Genomic DNA, 18,334 nt, shown 5'->3' with positions numbered 1-18,334 from the left:
CCAGGGTTGCTTCTCAGCCTATCGCACCGGCGCAAAGTCTCTTGATGTCGAGATACTTCGCGGCCGTACTCCTGGCGATAAACGCGATTCGCAACGAGGAACGGTGCGGCACCGCGTTTCTCGTCATGGATTGCGTTTATCGCCGCGGGGGCGGGGGCGATGACGGGGCAATGGCATCCGGAATGTTGCGCGGGGCAGCGGGGCGGATAGCCTGGGCGCATGGCCGACCTTCGTCTCGTCGAACTCTCTGCCTCCACGATCGTGGCGGTGAACAACCTGTCGCTGAAGCCTGGGCAGGAACAGTTCCTCGCCCCGGTCAGCTACGGCATCGCCGCCACCGTGATGGATCCGCAGACGTCGTGGCAGCGCGTCGTGCTCGACGGTGACGAGGTCGTCGGGTTCGTGAGCGCGAACTTCGACCCCGAGGCGCAGGAGGAGCACTTCCGGTCGGTGCTGTGGCGCATCAACGTCGACGCCGACGATCAGGGGCGCGGCGTCGGCCGCTTCGCGCTCGGCGAGCTTCTGGAAGAGGCGCGGCGTCGCGGCATGGACCACGTCGACGTCATCTACGAACCCGGTGTCGGCGGCCCCGAAGCCTTCTTCCTGCGCGCGGGCTTCGAGCCCGTCGGCGAGACGGAGTACGGCGAGACGGTGGCGCGCGTTCGCGTCTGAGGTCCGGAAACCCGCGAGCCCCGGCGGCCGCCTCGATCACGTCGAGGGGGCGCGTGACGAGGGGCCGCGTGGCGGGTCAGCGGAGGTCGCGGCGGAGGAACGAGACCGCGCCCGCGGCGAGCAGCAGGACACCCCACGCGACGGCGAGCGCCACCGCGGCGCCGGCTGCCGGGCCGACGGCGGCGCCGATCCCGAGCGGTGTGAGGTCGAAGCTTGCGGCGCGCAGGAGCGTCGGCAGCGGGAACCACGCCGCGACCGCGGGCCAGAGCGGCGCGATCAGCAGCGGCGCGCTGAGAGACAGCGGGGCGACGAACAGCGACGGCAGGTGTGCCTGCACCAGAAGCCCCGCGCTCAGTCCCCACACCGCCGCGGCGGCACCGACGACCGCGACCGTGCCGACGGTGGCGGGCTCGAGACCGCGCGCGCCCAGGGCCACGACCACGGCCGCGCGGCCGCCGACCAGAGAGGCCACGCCGACGAGTGCACCGCCGAGCGCGGTGGAGGGGATCCGCGCGGCGAGGCCCCACCGTCGCGGTTGGAGCGTCGCGCGGTGGGCGACGACTCCCCCGCGCCGGTCGATCGTGTACCGGAACGAGCCATAGATCGCCGCCATCACCGCCGAATAGACCGCGATCACGGTCGACAGCGCCGCTGCGATCGCCTCTTTCGCCGCATCGGGCGCCGCAACGAGATCGCCGGGCACACTCGTGCCGATCGAGGCCGACAGCACGATCGCCGCGACGCAGGTCCCGGCCAGGGGAAGATCGCCCACCGCGACAAGAGCCTGGGCCCGGAGAGCCCGCCCGAGTCCGACCAGCGGAGCCGCGGACCCGCTCATCGGAACCTCCGATACCCGACGACCCACGCCCCGGCGGCCAGGATCAGAGTCCAGCCCAGGGCCACGGCGAGGCCGGCCCACGGTTCGAGGAGGGCCGGGTGGTCGCTCGGCGACGCGAGGGCAGCGAGAGACAGCCCCGGTGAGAAGCGGGCGGCCTCAGACGCCGACCCGAGGAACGCCCGCTCGAACGCGATCGGTCCCGCCAACACGATCGCCGCCGCGGCGTAGTAGTTGCCGACGATCCAGCCGATCGAGGCGCCGAGGACCGCGCCGAGGACCGCTCCCGGGAGCGCCCCGAGCACAGTCCGCGCTGCCCCGAAGCTAGGGCTGAACGCCAGACCGTTAACGCCCAGGACGACCGCCGCGACCCCGCACCACACGGCGGCGACTCCCGCCGTGAGAGCGACCGCGACACCGATCGCCGCGATCCCCTTCCCCAGGAACGCGCGCCGGAAGCCGATCTGCGCGATCGTGCGGCCCATCGAGCCGTAGTAGAACTCGCGGGTCACCCCGAAGGCGCCGGCGAACGCCGCCACGACGAACGACCACGCGAGCGGTGCGAGAAGGCGCTGCGTCGCGGTGGTGGCATCCATCGATGTCATCTGTCCGAGCGTGTCTTCGCTGGTCAGGACGATGACCGGGATGAACGCACCGAGAAGAAGGACCGCGAGGGTGTTCGCGCCGCTGCGGGCTCGGAGGAGTTCGGAGCGAATCACGCCGATCACGCGCCGCGCCCCTCGACGAGGTCGAAGTAGCGCGCCTCGAGCGACGCGCCACCGTAGCCCGAGACGAGGTCGCTCAGGGCACCGGAATACAGTACGGATTGCCTCAGGATCACGACCTCGTCGACGGTGTTCTCGAGTTCGGCGAGTTGGTGGCTCGAGACGAGGACGCTGCCACCGGCATCCGCGAACGCCCGCAGATAGCGGCGGAGCCAGCGGATGCCATCGGGGTCGAGGCCGTTCGAGGGTTCGTCGAGCACGAGCGTCCGTGGCGAACCGACGAGCGCCGTGGCGAGGCCGAGCCGCTGCACCATGCCGGTCGAGAACGACTTCACACGCCGACGGGCGTCGGCGGTGAGCCCCACCTCGTCGAGGACCTCGTCGACCCGTCGCGGCGGGGCACCGACGGCAAGGCGCGCGATCTCGAGGTGTCGACGTGCGGTGATGCCCACCTCGAAGCCGAAGCCGTCCATCTGGACGCCGATGTGCGCCGACGGCTGGCCGAGGCGCGCGAACGGCATCCCGTCGACGAGGGCCTCGCCACGGGTCGGTGCCGAAAGCCCGACGATCGTCCGCAGTGTTGTGGACTTGCCTGCTCCATTCGGGCCGAGAAGTCCCAGGATGCTGCCGCGACGGACGGCGAACGAGACGTCGTCGACGGCGACGCGGGAGCCGTAGGTCTTGGTGAGGTGGCGCACCTCGAGAGCGTGGTCGGTCATCGGGACTCTTTCGTGTCGGACAGCGGGGGGCCGAAGAGGGAGATCAGAACGGAGGCGGGATCGACGACGTGCGTCGACCACACGGTCTCCAGCAGAGAGCGCGAACCGAGGTGCACGACGGCGCGGCCGGAGGCGGGGATCGTCACGACGGGCGCGTCGACAGTGCCGATCGCCCGGGCCGCCACCTCGAGGCCGCGCACGTCGACCGGCGAGAACGCCGTGAGCGGCGCGGTCACCGTCCGCGAGGGTGCGCCGCGGGTGATTCCCTGGGCGACGACGGCGTCGGCGAGGAGCCCACGGGTCGTCAGGTCGACCGGGAGGCCGATGGGGAGGGCATCATCGTCGACCTCGCCCACGGGCACGACCAGCTCGATGCGGCCGCCGGTGGACGTGAAGCCGAGGGTTCGAGTGTCGTCCACGGGGATCGCTACCGCGACGCCCAGGACGGTCGCGGCGACAGCGAGGGTCACCAAGACGAACCGTGCTCGCCCGCGTCCTCGCGTCCAGCCGACGAGGAGCCAGCGGACCACGACGACGCCGACCGCGACGGCCACGGCCGTCAGGAGCGCCAGCACGACGAGCGCACCGACCGGCCCCGTTCCCGCCAGAGCACGTACGGTGCGTTCGATCGCGGCCCCGACGAGCACGACCGGCACGAGGGCGCTCAGAACGCCGAAGGGGACGCTCCACCACCGGGCGAGAGCCCGGTGCCCTGGTGCTCCCCCGAACAGTCCGCGACGCAGTGCATCGGCGGCATCCGCCAGAGCCCGCGCGCGGAGATTCGGTTCGTCCAGCGCACTCATGAGCGCGATGTACCCGTCGAACCGCACGAACGGGAGCAGGTTGAGCGCGACGACGGCGACGCACGCACAGCTGAGGACGAGCAGTGATCGCCGCCCATCGGGATCGGGCGCCGCGAGCGCGCAGAGCGCCGCCGCGCCCGCCAGTGCCGCGTGAACGGCGGGGCCGGCGAGAGCGACCCTGACGCGCGACGCGCGGGACGGGAGCCGCCAGGCGTCCGTGACGTCGACGAAGAACGCCGGACCGAGGTACAGCAGCATGAGCCCGGCGCGTCGAGGGCGGCCACCGCTGTGGGTGAGGGTCACTCCGTGGGCGGCCTCGTGCACGAACGTTGCGAAGACGAGCACGAGGGCCACGATGACGACGTCGAGCAGCGGAAGTGGCGATGTCAGCGCCGCGACGGCGTCGGCGGCCTGAAGGCCGAGAAAGACAAGACCACCGACGATCAGCGCGGCGAGCGGCCACACGGCCCATCCGCGCAGCAGCGGACGGACGAGCCGGTGGAGACGGTCGAACAAGCGCGGTGCGCGAAGCGTCGCGAACTGGATCGTCAGCGGCGGGCGGTACGTGACGCGGCCCGCAGTCCTGCGTTCCGAGCCGTGGAGTAGACCGGCCCGGCGGAAGCGGTCTGCGAGTGCGGCGAACTCCTCGGGCGTCTGGTCGGGCGCGAACCGCCGACGCAGCGCATCGAGGCTTGCTTTTCCATCCATTGCCCGCAGCGTCGCCGCGACGGTCGAGGAGGCGCGCGAGACGGGCACGCCGTCGACGCTCACGAGCCAGTGCTCCCCGTTCGCCGCCGACTCGATGCAAACGGAGTCTGCCAGCCGGGGAGCCGCGTCCTCGAGGGCGGGAGTGTCACGCGACATCGGCGACCCCGTCATCGATCCGGGTGCTCAGCAGCACCATGCCCTCGCCCGAGCGGATTCCGTTCGTCAGCACCGGAATCACGTCAGGCGGCGCGAACCCGGCATCCCGCAGCTCCCCCGTCACGAACGTCTCGTCGAGGATGTGCAGGCGTGTCGTGAGCACGGGCACTGGACCGGCCGGCTGTGGCAGCGGAAGCGGCATCCAATTGACGACCCGGTGGGCACCGTCGCGCTCGATCTGCTGCGACTGCAGGTAGGGGGTCGAGCCCACCGGGATCTCTCGGTCCCCCGACTCCTGCAACGTGGGCAGGGCGCCGGCTCCCGCCACCGAGAGCACGAACGACCCGCCCGGCGCGAGGTGTCGGCGCACGGTCGCGAACATTCTGCGGCGGTCGGTCGGCCCGAGCAGCGTGATCGAGGTCGCGGCGAGGACGATCAGGTCGAAGTCACGGCCGAGCTCGACGTCGCACATGTCGGCGACGACGACGTCGCAGGACATGCCGGTCGGGAGCGCGGCATGCAGGCGGGCCAGCATGTCGGCCGACAGGTCGAGCGCCGTGACGCGCTTGCCGATCCGAACGAGCGGAAGGGTTATCCGGCCGCTTCCGGCGGCGAGGTCGAGCACGTCCGGCCCGACGCGGCGTGCGATGTCGAGCACCTCGCGGATCTCGGACCGATCGGGGCCGACGAGGTCGTCGTAGAACCGGGCGCCATCGCCGGCGTACACGTCGCTGGGCGCCGCGACACAACCGGCATCTGCCAGGCGGCGACGCACGGAATCGGTGAGCGGGGCGGTCATGAAACCTCTCTCTGGGGATTCGGGGGAGTCGAGGGGGACACGTGAGCGACGTCTCCCCCTCGACGGTTCACGTGGCGATGGCGACCGTCCCGGCGACGATGGCGATGATGTAGCTGGCGTGCTCCCACCACTCCAGGGGCGCGTCGAGCTCGTCGAGCTCTTCGAAGCGCAGTGCGAGATCGTTGGACATGAGTCACCTCCTCGGGTGCATGAAGGGATCGGGATGCCGGGAAACCCCGGCACCCGCAGGACGCTCAGGTGGCGGCCAGGGCGACGAATCCGAGGGCCACTCCGTAGCTGAAGCCGCGGAACCAGTCCCATCCGTCGTCAGGGGCGTCGAGGGCGTCGAGCTCGACGAATTCGAGAGCGGAAGTCATGTGCAAGTCACCTCCTTCGGCGGGTACGGGTCGACGCGGTGCGTCAGGTCGCGGTCGTGACGTCTCAGGTCGCGACCGCGACGGTGATGCCGACGACGGTGAGTCCGGCCAGGACTCCCTGGTAGAAGCTCTCCCAGCTCGGCGCCTCCAGCGCGTCCAGTTCTTCGAACTGCAGGAGCGGACTGGTCGTGAGGCTCGTCATATGTGTTCACCTCCCCCCGCGTGTGTCGGTGTGTCCATGGGGCGGAAACGGGATGCCTCGGCGGGTGGGTTCGGGTCCCACCACGCTCGATCGAGAACGTCCCGCACGTCGGGGGCCGAGATGCCGGGAAGCGCGGGCCCCCGCCCGCCCCACCACCGCTCTGCCCTGACGGACATCGACGTCAGGGCCTCCGCGTCGGATCGCGGGGCGAGCGGCAGTCCCCACCGCGTGATGAGGGCATCGATGCCCGCCGCCGGGGCGAGAGGCAGCCGCGCGTCGCGGACTGCTCCACGCCAGAACGCCTCCAGCGGCTCGATCGACCCCCAGCGGGTGTCGCCCTCCTCGATGCGCCGCCACACACCGGCGACGACCGAGGCGGTCGCCCGCATCTTCGTCGTTCGGGCGACGAAAGATACCTCGTTGGCGACGTACCACTGGCGGGGACTGAACGGTGCACGCCCCCGCAGCGCAGCGCTGCGCTGCGTGGCCGCACTGAAGCGAGCGATGCGTAAGCGCGATTCGGCCGACAGCCCTCCATCGCCGAGAGCGATGAGTGCGCGGGCGATCGCGATGGCGTGGGCGCCGGCGCGGGGATGTGCGCGCTCGGAGGTGCTGGTCCCGGCGAGACGCAGGAGCGCCTCGAGGCATCCGGCGCGCACGATGGCGGGCGGTAGCGTCGCGTAGTGCACCGCGTCGAGCACGGCGTAGCGCGGCCGCAGCGCGTCACCGAGCAGGAGTCGGTGGCCGTGGGGCGTCCGGATCATCGCGACGGCGTTGCATTCGGCCGACGTACCGACCGTCGTGGGAACCGCCACGACCTCGACCGCGTCCGGTTCCGGCGCGGGAAGGGAGACGACGGCCGCCCTCTCTGTCCGGTCGAGCGCCCAGGACAGCGTGGCGGGCGCGGCCACGCCGATCGCCGCGATCGTCGCGGCATCGAGGACGGTTCCGCCGCCCACTGCCACGACGACCTCCGGCCGCAACGCGCGCAGCCGAACGCCGAGGTCTCTCACGGTTTCGGCATCCACGTGACCGGCGTCGAGCGGAACGGCCGTCACGAAACGCCCGAGCCCCTCGACGAGTCCCCCGAGACCGGCATCCGCGACCACCACCGCGCGGCGACCGGCGACCCAGCGGTTGCACGCGGAGCGGGCGATCGAGGATCCCGCCACCAGCGTCGTGCGCCGGCGGGTCACGGCCGCCCTCACGACCAGGCCTCCGTCATCCGAGCCCAGCCCACGCGGATCGCCTGGTCGAGCTCGGCGAACTCGGCGTCGCCGTAGCCGTACCCGGGAATGAGCTGGATGCCGTCGACCCCGGGATGCACGATGGCGCCGGCCGCAGCGATCGCGGCGACGGCATCCGGCACGCGGTCGGCGGTGAGACGCGCGCCGGCGGGTCCGGTCAGAGCGATCGCGACGAACGCCCCCCGCCCCCGGATCTCGACGGCGAGTCCGTCGCGGACGAGAGCATCGGCCAGGGAGCGGACGCCCTCGCTTACGCGGTCCACCGCGAGAAGGACGTCGGGTCGTCGGAACTCCGCAACTACCGCGAGGATCGCCGCGGCCACCGCCGGCGTGCCGGCTTGCGTCTCGCCGTGGACGAAGATCGCCCGCCGTTCCGCGAAGAGCGACGAGACGCGGGGACCGACGAGGATCGCCGCGGCGCCGAGGGCACCGTTGGTCAGGGCCTTGGACAGGACGAGCAGGTCGGGCGTGCGCGACCACTCCCCCGAGGCGAAGAGCGGCCCGGTGCGACCGAAACCGGTCGCGACCTCGTCGGCGATGAGGAGGAAACCGTGCTCGTCGCGGAGATCGAGTACCGCCTCGATGAACGCCGGGGAGAGCGGGTGCGCGCCGCTGCCGAGGAGCGGTTCGACGACCACCGCGCCCACCCGGGATCCCTCCCTCTGGAGCAGCGCGGAGAGCTCGGCCGGGTCGTCGGCGTCGACGTGGCGCACGGCCCGTCGGTCGAGGGCGTACGCGCCCTGCCCCAGAGCATCGCCGCTCAGCGCGTGGCTGCCGTACATCGTCCCGTGGTAGCTGCCGCGGAGGCCGACGACGATCGTGCGCGCCGGGTCTTCCCGTTCGCCGTGGAACTGGCGCGCGAGCTTCATCACCGCGTCGTTCGCCGCCCCACCGGACGTCGAGAAGACCACGGAGCGATAAGCGTCCGCACCGGCCAGATCGAGCAACGCGGCAGCGGCGTCCTCCGCGGGACGGTGCACAGCTCGGAAAAGCGTGAGGTAGGAGGCATCCCGCAGGGCTGCGGCGACAGCCTCGGCGACGCCGGCGTGGCCGTATCCGAGGGGGACGTTCCACAACCCGCTCGTCGCGCAGAGCCGGACGGAGTCGTCGGCGAATCGAACGTGGTGACCCTTCGCCGACACCGCGATCCGCTCCGGACCGAGCGGGACGTCGACGGGCGACATCGCCGGCCAGACAGCGGTCACGCCTCTCCCCCGGCGATGGCGGCGGATGCCTCGATCGACACACCGCAGTGAACACCCAGGCGCTCCTCCGCCTCGCCGCACAGGGCACGAGCCTTCACGACGGTCAGGTCGAGCGTCTGCGCCAGCCGGTCGACGGCATCCGAGACATCGACCGACGCGTGCAGCGTCGCCACGACGACGGCCGTCGTTTCGGAGAGACGCTGACGGCGCCGGGTGCGAGGGGAGATCAGGAGGAGACCCTCGGACGTCCGCGCGAGGAAGGGGTCGTCGAACCGCGCGATGGCTCCGGGGCAGGGGTCGGACAGGGCAGACCACCCGAAGCCGTCGATTCGATCGGTGGGGGCGAGCCCCGAGACGCTCGACAGTCCGGCGGCACCCACGTAGCGCGCCAGCCAGGGACGGGAGGTCAGGTCGCGGATGAGATCACCGGGCTCGACGACACCGGCGAACGCCGCCCAGCGGGGCTGGGGCATCGAGAGCACACGATCGACGTCGTCGAGCGTCCCGATCGCCCAACCCTGAGCACCCACAGTCACTCGATCGTCGGCGCGGACGTGGACGGAGACGGGGGCCGTCTCTGTGAACGGCGCACTGAAGACCTCGGCGTCCGCGAGGCGCAGCCGGGCGTCGGTCATCGGCGACGTGAAGACGCCGGCGGAGCGCGCGAGGTCGGCGTCGGCCAGGAAGGCGCGCCACCCGTCGGCATCGAGGAAGCGCATCGCGGTGGGTCCGAAGAGTTCGACGTATGCGGCGGCGGAGTAGTGCTGGAGCTCGACCGCGTGCCCCGCCACATGCAGGACGTCACCGATATCGCCGAAGTCGCCGTCGTAGCGGACGACGTGCGCCGCCGTCTCGACCGGAGAGCCGACGGGCGCGAACAGGACGTCGTCGACACCCAGTGATGCGCCCGCCGTGGCCGTCGAGGCGCCTCGGGAGCAGAACACCGCGCGCTGGAACGACACGTGCCGCCCCGTGATCCATTCCACGACGATGCGCGCGTCGCGCGCATCCGCTGCCCGTCGGGTCACCGCGTCCATCCCCTCGCCACTGCGCCGCGCACTTCCGGAGCGCGGGGGCCCTCCTCAGGAGGGGGACCCGTAAGGGAATGTATACGTGTGTATCGGTGGCGGCGAGGCCACGCGAGAGCGAATCACCCCGGCGTTCGAGAGTGATCACCACCGCAGCCCGCGGGTGTCACTTTCCCCAGCGGAACGGACGGATGCCACGGCGTCGAGGCCGTGGCATCCGTTCTCCTCACGCGGGAGGGGTCAGACGAGCGACTCCCGCCACGACGCGTGCAGCTGAGCGAACTTGCCCGTCCCGGCGATGAGCGCCGCGGGGGTGTCGTCCTCGATGATGCGGCCGTGCTCCATGACGAGCACGCGGTCGGCGATCGCCACCGTCGACAGACGGTGCGCGATGATGATCGCCGTGCGATCGGCCAGCAGCGTCTGCAGCGCGTCCTGGATGAGCCGCTCGCTGGGGATGTCGAGCGACGCGGTCGCCTCGTCGAGGATCAGCACCGCGGGATCGGCGAGGAACGCCCGCGCGAACGAGATCAGCTGCCGCTGACCCGCCGAAACGCGCCCGCCGCGCTTGTTCACGTCGGTCTCGTACCCGTCGGGCAGCTTCTCGATGAAGCCGTCGGCACCCACCGCTCGCGCCGCCGCGCGGATCTCCTCCATCGTCGCGTCGGGCTTGCCGAGCGCGATGTTGTCGGCCACCGTGCCGCTGAACAGGTACGCCTCCTGCGTCACCATGACGATCGCGCGACGGAGGTCCTTCGGGTGCAGTCGACGCAGGTCGATGTCGTCCAGCGTGACGGCACCCTTCGTCGGGTCGTAGAACCGCGACACGAGCTTCGCGAGCGTGGACTTGCCGGCACCCGTGGTTCCGACCAGCGCGATCGTCTGCCCCGCGGGGATGTCGAGCGAGAAGTGCGGCAGGATGACGCGATCCTCCGAGTACCCGAACGTGACCTCGTCGAAGCGGATGTGACCGCGGGCGGTCCACAGATCGACCGGATCGGTGGGGTCGGGAACCGTGGGCTCCTCCTCCAGGACGCCGGACACCTTCTCGAGCGCGGCGGTGGCGGACTGGTAGGAGTTCAGGAAGAACGCCACCTCCTGCAGCGGCGCGAAGAAGTTCCGCACGTAGAGCACGGCGGCCGCCAGCACACCGATCTCGAGCGCGCCGCCGATGACACGGCCACCACCCCACAGCAGCACGAGCGCCACGGAGACGGATGCCACGGCCATGAGGCCGGGCTCGAACGTGCCGAACAGGCGGATCGAGCGCATGTTCACGTCGCGGTACTGGCCGGCGAGATCGCCGAACTCCTCGTCGTTGCGCGGTTCCTTGCGGAAGGCCTTCACCGCGCGGATGCCGGTCATGCTCTCGACGAACTTCACGATCACCTTCGCGCTGATCACCCGCGACTCCCGGTACACCATCTGAGAGCGGCCGTAGAACCAGCGCATCAGCAGGTACAGCGGAATCCCCATGACCGTCAGCACCAGACCGGACTGCCAGTCGATCAGGAACAACGCCCCGAGGGTGAACAGACCGTACAGCACTCCCGACACGAGCTCGTTCAGGCCACCGTCGAGGAGTTCGCGGATCGTGTCGAGGTCGCTCGTCTGACGCGAGATGATGCGGCCCGACGTGTACGACTCGTGGAACTCGAGGCTCAGCCGCTGCGTGTGGAGGAAGATCCGCTTGCGCAGGTCGAGCATGATGGCCTGCGTCAGTCGCGCAGCGACCACGACGTACCAGCCGATCAGCACCGCGCCGCCGATCCCGGCGGTGAGGTAGATCGCGACGACGAGGATGGTCGGCATCCAGTCGTTGTTCTGGATCACCGCGGGCAGGGCCGTGTCGATGCCGATCGCGATCAGCGCGGGTCCGGCGACGCGCAGCGCGGTCGAGACGACGAGCACGGCGGCGGCCAGCACGAGCTGCCAGCGCAACGGCGACACGAGCGAGCCGAGGAGCCGCAGCGAGCGCTGGCGGATCGCGCGACTCTCTTCGCGCGTGTAGTCCGAGCGGTCTTCGCCGCTCGTGCCGGTGACGGTCGTGGCACTCATCGGGTCGCCTCCTTCGCGGGCCGGGGATCGTCGGCGGATGCCGCGGGGGAACCGTCCGATCGCAGGACGGGGATGGCGCCGGTCTGCGCCTCGCGCTCGGCCTCGGCCTCCTCGAGGCTCGAGATGACGTGTCGGTAGGCGTCGCTCTCGCGCAGCAGGTCGGAGTGCGTGCCGACGGCGGTGATGCGGCCGTCCTGCAGCAGCGCGACGCGGTCGGCGAGCGTCACCGTCGAGGGGCGGTGCGCGACGACGAGCGCGGTGGTCTCGCTCAGCACCTGGCGGAGAGCGTCTTCGACGAGGGCCTCCGTGTCGACGTCGAGCGCCGACAGCGGGTCGTCGAGGACGAGGACCGCGGGACGGGCCGCGACGGCACGGGCGAGGGCGAGACGTTGGCGCTGCCCACCGGACAGGCTCAACCCCTCCTCGCCGATGACGGTGTCGAGACCGTCGGGCAGGTCGTGGACGAAGTGCGCCTGCGCGACCTCCAGGGCCTCGTTCAGCACCGCCTCGGCCTCCGGCGAACCGGGTTCGAGGTCTTCCCGACCCAGCAGGACGTTGGCGCGGACGGTCTGCGAGAACAACGTGGCATCCTCGAAGGCCATCCCGACGTGCCGCCGGAGCTCGGCGAGGCGCAGGTCGCGCACGTCCACGCCGTCGAGGAGCACGCGACCCCCGGTGACGTCGTACAGGCGACCCGGCAGCGTGGTCAGGGTGGTCTTGCCCGACCCCGTGAGGCCCACGAGCGCCATGGTCTCCCCCGGTCGCAGGCTCAGGTCGACGCCGTCGAGCAGGTCCGGTTCGGTGTCCGCGGCATCCTGGTACCGGAAATGGACGTCCTCGAGCACGAGCTCGCCGCGAGCCACCGGAATGGTGCGGGGCTCAGCAGGGTCGACGATCGTGTTCTGCTCGTCGAACACCTCGAAGATGCGGTCGGTCGCGGTCCGGGCGTCCAGGAGGAACGAGAACAGGAAGCCGATCGACTCCATCGGCCAGCGCAGGACGGTGGCCATGGCGAAGAACGCCACGAGCTCGGCGACCTGCAGCTGGCCCACCTGCGTCAGGACGATGCCCGCGCCCAAGCACACCGCGAATGCGATCTCGGGCAGCAGCACCAGCCAGAACCAGATCCAGCCGACAGCGCGCGCCTTGCCGAGCTCGGTCTCGCGCAGCGACTCCGCCTGCCGCGTGAACTTCTGCAGCGCGTGCTTCCCGCGACCGAACGCCTTGAGCACCCGGATACCGTGGACACTCTCTTCCACCGAGGTCGCCAGGTCACCCGCCTGGTCCTGACTCTGGCGGGTGAGCGCGCCGTAGCGCTTCTCGAAGCGGTAGCCGGAGTACCACAGGGGTGCGGAGGCGATGAGGAACAGCGTGCCGAGCAGCCAGTGCCAGCGGAACAACAGCACCGCGCCGATGAGGATCGTCAGCACGTTGACGATGAGCAGGATCAGGCCGAACGCCAGCCAGCGACGCAGCATGCTGATGTCCTGCATCATGCGCGAGAGGAGCTGACCCGACTGCCAGCGGTCGTGGAACGCCACGGGGAGGCGCTGGAGCCGCGCGTAGAACGACTGGCGGAGGTCGTACTCGACCTTCGTCGCGGGGGCGAGGACGAACCAGCGGCGCAGCCACACCATGCCGGCCTCGGCCAGACCCAGACCCAGGATGAGGAGCGCGCCCCACGCGAGCTGGCCCGGGTCGCCGGACCCGATGGGCCCGGCGACGAGCTGCTCGAGGACGAGAGGAATCGCCAGGGCGAGAACGCTCGCTCCCAGGGCACTGACGGCGCCGAGGACGAGTCGCCCCAGCACGGGCCGAGCGATCGGCAGGAGGCGGGCGAGGGAACGGAGCGTCGACAGCTGAGGGCGGTTTTCTGCGGTGGTCATGATCCTTGTGGGGTCGAAGCGACGCGCCAGTGTGCAGCGCGGAAGAAGGGATGCCAGGTTCCGGCGGAATCCGCCGGGACGTGCGACGCGGGGGCGGTCGAAGCGCTACGGGCGCCGCGCGGGGCGGGCAGCGACAGAGAGAGCGGCACGTACGACGGTGACGTCGATCTGGTCCATGGCATCCTCCTCAGTCGGTGCGCAGCCGCCGGGGGGCGCGGCAGCTTTTCAGGATATGACTGAGAGTTCGCTGAGGGCAAGACCGAATTCGATGGATCGGGGTGCGGTTGCGGGGTGGAGCCGGGGTGGCCGGGGGCGGGCCGACGTGCCGCGGCACAACCTCAGCGATCTGCACCAGCTCAGCGGCATCCCACGCCATCCAACGGACATCGCGCGAATCACTGAGATTGCGCCGCGCGGAGCGGCGCCCGGCGCCCGGGGGGATGCGCAGCGCAGGGATGCGCGGCGCACCACGGCGTCAACCGGCGGCTTCGCGTTCGAGCAGGCGACGCTTGACCTCGACGCCCCAGGCGAACCCGCCCATCGTGCCGTCGCCGCGCAGCACACGATGGCACGGGACGAACAGGGCGGGCGCATTACGGGCGCAGATGGATGCCGCCGCGCGGACGGCGGTGGGCGAACCGAGAGCCGTGGCGAACCCCGTGTAGGTCAGCGGCCGCCCGGGCGGGATGCTCCGCAGCGCGTCCCACCCCCGACGCTGCAGAGGTGTGCCGAATTGCACGACCTCGACATCGTCGATGGCGGTCAGGTCTCCGGCGTAGTACGCCGCGACCGCCGTCGCCGCGCGGGTCTCCCCCGCGAAGACCTCCCCCGGCCGGTGGGGCGGGCGAAGGCGCGCGAGCACAGCATCCGTGTCGTCCGTCCATCCCGCGACGAGCACGCGATCGGCGGCGTCGGCGAGGATCGCGAACGGACCGTCGGGGGTGTCGACGAACTGGAGGGTCGCGGTTCCGACGGAGGTGGCGGGGGCGGTCGCGGTGCTCACGGGGCGGGCTCGCTTTCGACGGGGGCGGGTGGGAGAGGGAGGGATGCCACGGGGCTGCGCCACGCCTGGGTGACCGGGGCCGCGTACCAGTAGTGGGCCATCGCGTAGCTGCGCCAGGGTGCGAAGCGTTCGGACCACGCGGTGAAGCTCGCCGGATCGGACGGCAGGCCGAGGGCCGCGGCGCCGGCACGCGCGGCCACGTCGCCGGGGAGCAGGACGTCGGGGTCGCCGAGCACGCGCATGCGCACGTAATCCGCCGTCCACGGACCGATCCCCCGCATCGCCAGCAGCCGGTGCCGCTGCTCGACGCCGTCGTCGCCCGGTCCGATCGCCAGTGTCCCGTCCGCGAGCGCGCGGGCGGCCTCGACGATCGCCCGGCGGCGGGCCTCGGGTCCGCGCAGCACGCCGAAGCCGTGCTCCGCGATGACCGCGGGATCGGGGAACAACGTCATCGCGGTTCCGCCGATGTCGGTGCGCTCGCCCAGCTCGGCGGACAGGCGCCCCTGCATCGTGCGCGCCGAGGCGACGCTGATCTGCTGCCCGATCATCGCGCGCAGGAGCATCTCTGCGGCATCCATCGCTCCCGGCACCCGCACGCCGGGGACCGCGGCGACGGCGGGGGCGAGTTCGGGATGCCGCGCGAGGGCCTCGTCGATCGCGAGCGGGTCGGCGTCGAGGTCGAACAGACGCCGCACGCGCGAGATCAGGGTGCCGAGGTCGGCGAGCGCCGTGAGCCGCGCCCGCAGGCGCAGACGGGAGTCGGCGTCGCGCCGCACCTCGAACCACGCCGGACCACCCGGCATCCGGACGACTCGCGCGAAGGAGGCGTCGCCGCCGACCTCGACGCCCGGGATCGCGTGCGCCCGCATCCAGCCGAAGAGGCCGACGGTGTCGATGGGCCCGCGGGCGGGAAGTGCCAGGTCGATCTCGCCGGCGGGGAGGGCGCCGGCCGCGCGGGCGCGGCGCGCGCGGAGCACCGTCGGCGACATGCCGAACACCTCGCCGATCGTCTCGGTGAACTGCCGCACGCTCGAGAACCCGGCAGAGAAAGCGACGTCGGTCACCGAGAGATCGGTGCCGACGAGGAGCGCGCGCGCCGTGTGGGCGCGCTGCGCACGGGCGAGGGCGAGGGGGCCCGCGCCGAGTTCGGCCGTGAGGAGCCGCCCAAGGTGGCGAGAGGAGTACCCGAGTCGCCGCGCGAGCCCCGGCACGCCCTCGCGGTCGACCACGCCGTCCGCGATCAGCCGCATCGCCCGAGCGGCGACGTCACCGCGCACGTCCCACGCCGGAGACCCCGGCGCGGCCTCGGGCAGACAGCGCTTGCAGGCGCGGTACCCCGCCTCGTGCGCGGCCGCGGACGTGGGGTAGAACGTCACGTTCGCCTCTTTCGGCGTCCGCGCCGGGCAGCTGGGGCGGCAGTAGATGCCGGTCGAGCGGACCGCCGTGACGAACTGCCCGTCGAAGCGCCGGTCGCGCGACTGGATCACGCGGTAGCGCTCGTCGAAGCCCCGGGCATCGGCGGCGGTGAAGGTCATGGCATCCACCCTGCCACCGACCGCCGACATCCTCCGGCGGAAATCGGACACGAGGGCGGGGACGATGTCGAGTGTCCAAGACACGCCGCGTCGGGTGGGGCCGATACGGCGTGTCTTGGACACTCATCGGGCGAAGGCCGGGCGCGGGGCGGGGCACCGACCCGCCCCGGCGTCAGGCGGTCGCCGCGGTCTCGCGCAGGATCACGACGCCACCCCAGACGACGAGGGCGAGGACGAGCACCACGAATCCGAGGAACACCGGCACCAGCGGGAGCGCCAGCAGCGCGATGCCCACGGCCAGCGGCGGGAGAGTCATTCCGGCGAAGGCCAGGAGGAACACGCCCGAGGTGATCTCGCCGCGGGCGCGAGGGTCGGCGAGAGACCCGGCCGTGGCCAGAGCGCCGCGGAAGAGCAGTCCGACACCCGCACCGGCGACGATGCCACCGACCACGAACAGCGGACCGGAGGTCAGCAGGTCGGCGCCGCCGAGGCTGACGAGGCCCACGATCATGGCGACCAGGCCCAGCCGCAACTGCGTGCGCGTCGAGCGGGACGCGAACACCACCTGCGACACGGCCGCGGCACCGAAGACCGAGAACGAGACGACACCCGCCACGAGGTGGTCGGTGACGCCGAGCCGTCCGGCGAGGAACGTGGGCGCGACCGAGCCGAAGAGGCCCGTCACCGCGAAGGCGGCGAACGCTGCCGTCCCCGCCGCCCAGTAGGCGCGGCGCCCATCGGCCGGGATGCGGACGCGCTGCGGGCGGTACTGGAAGGAGCGGTCGACCTCGACGGTCTCGGGCACGAACACGTACGCGAGGCCGAGCGCGAGGAACCCGACGAGGAAGACGACGTAGGGGAGGACGAGCGGCGCGGGGGTGAACTCCGCGAAGAGACCGCCGACCAGGGGTCCGAGGGCCAGGCCACCCATGTTGGCGACGCCCGCGACCGTGGCCGCGAAGCCCGGCGACGCCGGGTGCGACACCCGGCGCAGATCGGCGAGGTGCGCCGTCGCCGAAGCGGTCAGCAGACCGATGCCGAGCCCGGCGACGAGACGGGCGGCGATCACGCTCGCCACGTCGGCGCGCAGGACGAACACCACGGCGGCCGCGATCTCGAGCACCGTGGCCGCCAGGATCAGCGGGCGACGACCGAGGCGGTCGCTGAGGTGCCCGGCGAGGTACAACGACACCATCACGCCGATGGAGTACGCGGCGAACATCACCGTGATGAGGAAGGTGGGGAAGCCGTCCCGCGCCTGGTACAGCGCGTACAGCGGGGTCGGCACCGTGTTGAAGGCCATGAGCGCGAGGAACGTGGCGGCCGTGACCCAGAACCCGGTCCGGTGCGAGAGGCGCGCGGAGGTCGCGGGAGCGGCCACCGGAAGGGCGATCGAGGAAGTCATGACCTCAGGATGCCTCCATCCGACCATCGAGGGAAACGAACGTTTCCGATGACAACAATCGTTTGCATCTATGATCACCGCATGGAGACACGCCTCCTCGAGTACTTCGTCACCGTCGCCGACGAGCGCAACGTCACGGCCGCGGCGACCCGCCTGTTCGCGGCGCAGTCGACCGTCTCGGCGGGCCTCGCGAGCCTCGAGCGCGACCTCGGTGTGCGCCTCTTCGAGCGCTCGACGAAGTCCGTGCGACCGACGGCCGCGGGCGAGGCGCTCCTCCCCCTCGCCCGCACGCTACTGGCCGACGTCGACGCGCTTCGCGGCCTGGCATCCGAGTCCGGCACCGGGCTCCGCGGACTCGTGCGCATCGGCACCTTCGCGGGGCTGCGGGTCATCGATCTCCCCGAGATCCTCGGCCGCCTCCGCCGCTCGCACCCGCTCGTCGACGTGCGGGTCACGGTCTCGGCCGCGGGCTCGCGCGGACTCTTCGACGACCTCGACCGCGACCGCCTCGACCTCGCGCTGACGGCTCTGCCCCCGGCATCCGGTGCCGTATCGAGACCGCTCCGCTCATACCCCTACGTGGCCGTGCTGCCCGAGGCGCATCCCCTCGCCCGCGTCGACGGCCCGATCTCGTTGACGGAACTCGCCGGTGACGACTGGATCGACGTGCTGCCGGGATTCGGGAATCGCGTGCAGCTCGACGGCGAGCTCGCGCGCCGCGGCGTGACGCGACACGTCGTGGCGGAGGTCGGCGAGCTCGCCGCCGTACCGGAGTACGTCGCCGCCGGCCTCGGGGTGGCCGTCATCCCCGACGTGGTATCGATGGCCGGATGCCATGTCCGTCCCGTCGCGGACGACCTCCCACCGTGGACCGTCTCGCTGACCGTCAGCCCGTCCGCCGTCCATCGCCGGCACGTGCAGGCGGTGGTCGAGGCGATCCACGCGGCCCGCTGAGGGACCGCCGCTGCCCG

18 protein-coding genes are annotated in these 18,334 nt (G+C 71.6%); 2 read left to right on the top strand and 16 right to left on the bottom strand.

Features of this window, described 5'->3' with window-relative positions; genetic code table 11:
- Window positions 1–219: 219 nt before the first annotated feature.
- The gene (locus ABC271_RS04800; protein ID WP_412923752.1) at window positions 220–672 is read left to right on the top strand and encodes a GNAT family N-acetyltransferase; all 453 of its coding nucleotides are present in this window, start codon (window positions 220–222) and stop codon (window positions 670–672) included.
- Between the two features lie 76 nt (window positions 673–748).
- Here the strand turns inward: ABC271_RS04800 and ABC271_RS04795 are convergent, their stop codons facing one another.
- From ABC271_RS04795 to ABC271_RS04720, 16 genes are all read right to left on the bottom strand, one after another.
- On the bottom strand, window positions 749–1,510 hold the full coding sequence (locus ABC271_RS04795) for a hypothetical protein (protein WP_412923751.1): 762 nt from the start codon (window positions 1,508–1,510) through the stop codon (window positions 749–751).
- A complete protein-coding gene (locus tag ABC271_RS04790) occupies window positions 1,507–2,235 on the bottom strand; it encodes an ABC transporter permease (RefSeq protein ID WP_412923750.1) in 729 nt (242 codons plus the stop codon). The genes ABC271_RS04795 and ABC271_RS04790 overlap by 4 nt, the downstream gene beginning before the upstream one ends.
- Entirely contained in the window at window positions 2,232–2,951 is a 720-nt protein-coding gene (locus ABC271_RS04785; protein WP_412923749.1) for an ABC transporter ATP-binding protein, read from the bottom strand. Before ABC271_RS04785 ends, ABC271_RS04790 begins: the two co-directional genes overlap by 4 nt.
- A complete protein-coding gene (mpaP, locus tag ABC271_RS04780) occupies window positions 2,948–4,618 on the bottom strand; it encodes a daptide biosynthesis intramembrane metalloprotease (RefSeq protein WP_412923748.1) in 1,671 nt (556 codons plus the stop codon). The genes ABC271_RS04785 and mpaP overlap by 4 nt, the downstream gene beginning before the upstream one ends.
- On the bottom strand, window positions 4,608–5,417 hold the full coding sequence (gene mpaM / locus ABC271_RS04775; protein WP_412923747.1) for a daptide-type RiPP biosynthesis methyltransferase: 810 nt from the start codon (window positions 5,415–5,417) through the stop codon (window positions 4,608–4,610). Before mpaM ends, mpaP begins: the two co-directional genes overlap by 11 nt.
- A gap of 67 nt (window positions 5,418–5,484) precedes the next feature.
- On the bottom strand, window positions 5,485–5,607 hold the full coding sequence (gene mpaA3, locus ABC271_RS04770) for an MpaA3 family daptide-type RiPP (protein ID WP_412923746.1): 123 nt from the start codon (window positions 5,605–5,607) through the stop codon (window positions 5,485–5,487).
- Window positions 5,608–5,671: 64 nt separating this feature from the next.
- A complete protein-coding gene (gene mpaA2, locus ABC271_RS04765) occupies window positions 5,672–5,794 on the bottom strand; it encodes an MpaA2 family daptide-type RiPP (RefSeq protein ID WP_412923745.1) in 123 nt (40 codons plus the stop codon).
- A 64-nt stretch (window positions 5,795–5,858) separates the two neighbouring features.
- Entirely contained in the window at window positions 5,859–5,996 is a 138-nt protein-coding gene (gene mpaA1, locus ABC271_RS04760) for an MpaA1 family daptide-type RiPP (protein WP_412923744.1), read from the bottom strand.
- Entirely contained in the window at window positions 5,993–7,192 is a 1,200-nt protein-coding gene (locus ABC271_RS04755; RefSeq protein WP_412923743.1) for an iron-containing alcohol dehydrogenase, read from the bottom strand. The genes mpaA1 and ABC271_RS04755 overlap by 4 nt, the downstream gene beginning before the upstream one ends.
- 8 nt (window positions 7,193–7,200) lie before the next feature.
- Entirely contained in the window at window positions 7,201–8,448 is a 1,248-nt protein-coding gene (mpaD, locus tag ABC271_RS04750; protein ID WP_412923742.1) for a daptide-type RiPP biosynthesis aminotransferase, read from the bottom strand.
- The gene (mpaB, locus tag ABC271_RS04745) at window positions 8,445–9,476 is read right to left on the bottom strand and encodes a daptide biosynthesis RiPP recognition protein (protein ID WP_412923741.1); all 1,032 of its coding nucleotides are present in this window, start codon (window positions 9,474–9,476) and stop codon (window positions 8,445–8,447) included. Before mpaB ends, mpaD begins: the two co-directional genes overlap by 4 nt.
- A gap of 240 nt (window positions 9,477–9,716) precedes the next feature.
- Entirely contained in the window at window positions 9,717–11,534 is a 1,818-nt protein-coding gene (locus ABC271_RS04740; RefSeq protein WP_412923740.1) for an ABC transporter ATP-binding protein, read from the bottom strand.
- Window positions 11,531–13,420: an ABC transporter ATP-binding protein gene (locus ABC271_RS04735; protein ID WP_412923739.1), complete on the bottom strand. Its 1,890-nt coding sequence runs from the start codon at window positions 13,418–13,420 to the stop codon at window positions 11,531–11,533. Before ABC271_RS04735 ends, ABC271_RS04740 begins: the two co-directional genes overlap by 4 nt.
- Window positions 13,421–13,895: 475 nt before the next feature.
- Complete coding sequence (locus tag ABC271_RS04730; RefSeq protein WP_412923738.1) at window positions 13,896–14,423, bottom strand: methylated-DNA--[protein]-cysteine S-methyltransferase; 528 nt, start codon at window positions 14,421–14,423, stop codon at window positions 13,896–13,898.
- Window positions 14,420–15,958, bottom strand: coding sequence for a DNA-3-methyladenine glycosylase 2 family protein (locus tag ABC271_RS04725; protein WP_412926103.1), 1,539 nt, complete (start codon window positions 15,956–15,958; stop codon window positions 14,420–14,422). The genes ABC271_RS04730 and ABC271_RS04725 overlap by 4 nt, the downstream gene beginning before the upstream one ends.
- A gap of 172 nt (window positions 15,959–16,130) precedes the next feature.
- The gene (locus ABC271_RS04720) at window positions 16,131–17,363 is read right to left on the bottom strand and encodes an MFS transporter (protein WP_412923737.1); all 1,233 of its coding nucleotides are present in this window, start codon (window positions 17,361–17,363) and stop codon (window positions 16,131–16,133) included.
- 81 nt (window positions 17,364–17,444) lie between these two features.
- Between ABC271_RS04720 and ABC271_RS04715 the strand changes: the two genes are divergently transcribed.
- On the top strand, window positions 17,445–18,317 hold the full coding sequence (locus tag ABC271_RS04715) for a LysR family transcriptional regulator (RefSeq protein ID WP_412923736.1): 873 nt from the start codon (window positions 17,445–17,447) through the stop codon (window positions 18,315–18,317).
- The last annotated feature ends 17 nt before the right edge of the window (window positions 18,318–18,334 follow it).

It is taken from the genome of Microbacterium canaveralium, assembly GCF_047238045.1.
Taxonomy (GTDB): domain Bacteria; phylum Actinomycetota; class Actinomycetes; order Actinomycetales; family Microbacteriaceae; genus Microbacterium.
This window is presented reverse-complemented; position numbering and strand designations above follow the sequence as displayed.

Excerpts from the sequence above, each read along its gene's own strand:
- ABC271_RS04800 (WP_412923752.1), top strand. The coding sequence starts at position 220 with ATGGCCGACCTTCGTCTCGTCGAACTCTCTGCCTCCACGATCGTGGCG.
- ABC271_RS04795 (WP_412923751.1), bottom strand. The coding sequence starts at position 1,510 with ATGAGCGGGTCCGCGGCTCCGCTGGTCGGACTCGGGCGGGCTCTCCGG.
- ABC271_RS04785 (WP_412923749.1), bottom strand. The coding sequence starts at position 2,951 with ATGACCGACCACGCTCTCGAGGTGCGCCACCTCACCAAGACCTACGGC.
- mpaP (WP_412923748.1), bottom strand. The coding sequence starts at position 4,618 with ATGTCGCGTGACACTCCCGCCCTCGAGGACGCGGCTCCCCGGCTGGCA.
- mpaM (WP_412923747.1), bottom strand. The coding sequence starts at position 5,417 with ATGACCGCCCCGCTCACCGATTCCGTGCGTCGCCGCCTGGCAGATGCC.
- mpaA3 (WP_412923746.1), bottom strand. The coding sequence starts at position 5,607 with ATGTCCAACGATCTCGCACTGCGCTTCGAAGAGCTCGACGAGCTCGAC.
- mpaA2 (WP_412923745.1), bottom strand. The coding sequence starts at position 5,794 with ATGACTTCCGCTCTCGAATTCGTCGAGCTCGACGCCCTCGACGCCCCT.
- mpaA1 (WP_412923744.1), bottom strand. The coding sequence starts at position 5,996 with ATGACGAGCCTCACGACCAGTCCGCTCCTGCAGTTCGAAGAACTGGAC.
- ABC271_RS04740 (WP_412923740.1), bottom strand. The coding sequence starts at position 11,534 with ATGAGTGCCACGACCGTCACCGGCACGAGCGGCGAAGACCGCTCGGAC.
- ABC271_RS04735 (WP_412923739.1), bottom strand. The coding sequence starts at position 13,420 with ATGACCACCGCAGAAAACCGCCCTCAGCTGTCGACGCTCCGTTCCCTC.
- ABC271_RS04725 (WP_412926103.1), bottom strand. The coding sequence starts at position 15,958 with ATGACCTTCACCGCCGCCGATGCCCGGGGCTTCGACGAGCGCTACCGC.
- ABC271_RS04720 (WP_412923737.1), bottom strand. The coding sequence starts at position 17,363 with ATGACTTCCTCGATCGCCCTTCCGGTGGCCGCTCCCGCGACCTCCGCG.
- ABC271_RS04715 (WP_412923736.1), top strand. The coding sequence starts at position 17,445 with ATGGAGACACGCCTCCTCGAGTACTTCGTCACCGTCGCCGACGAGCGC.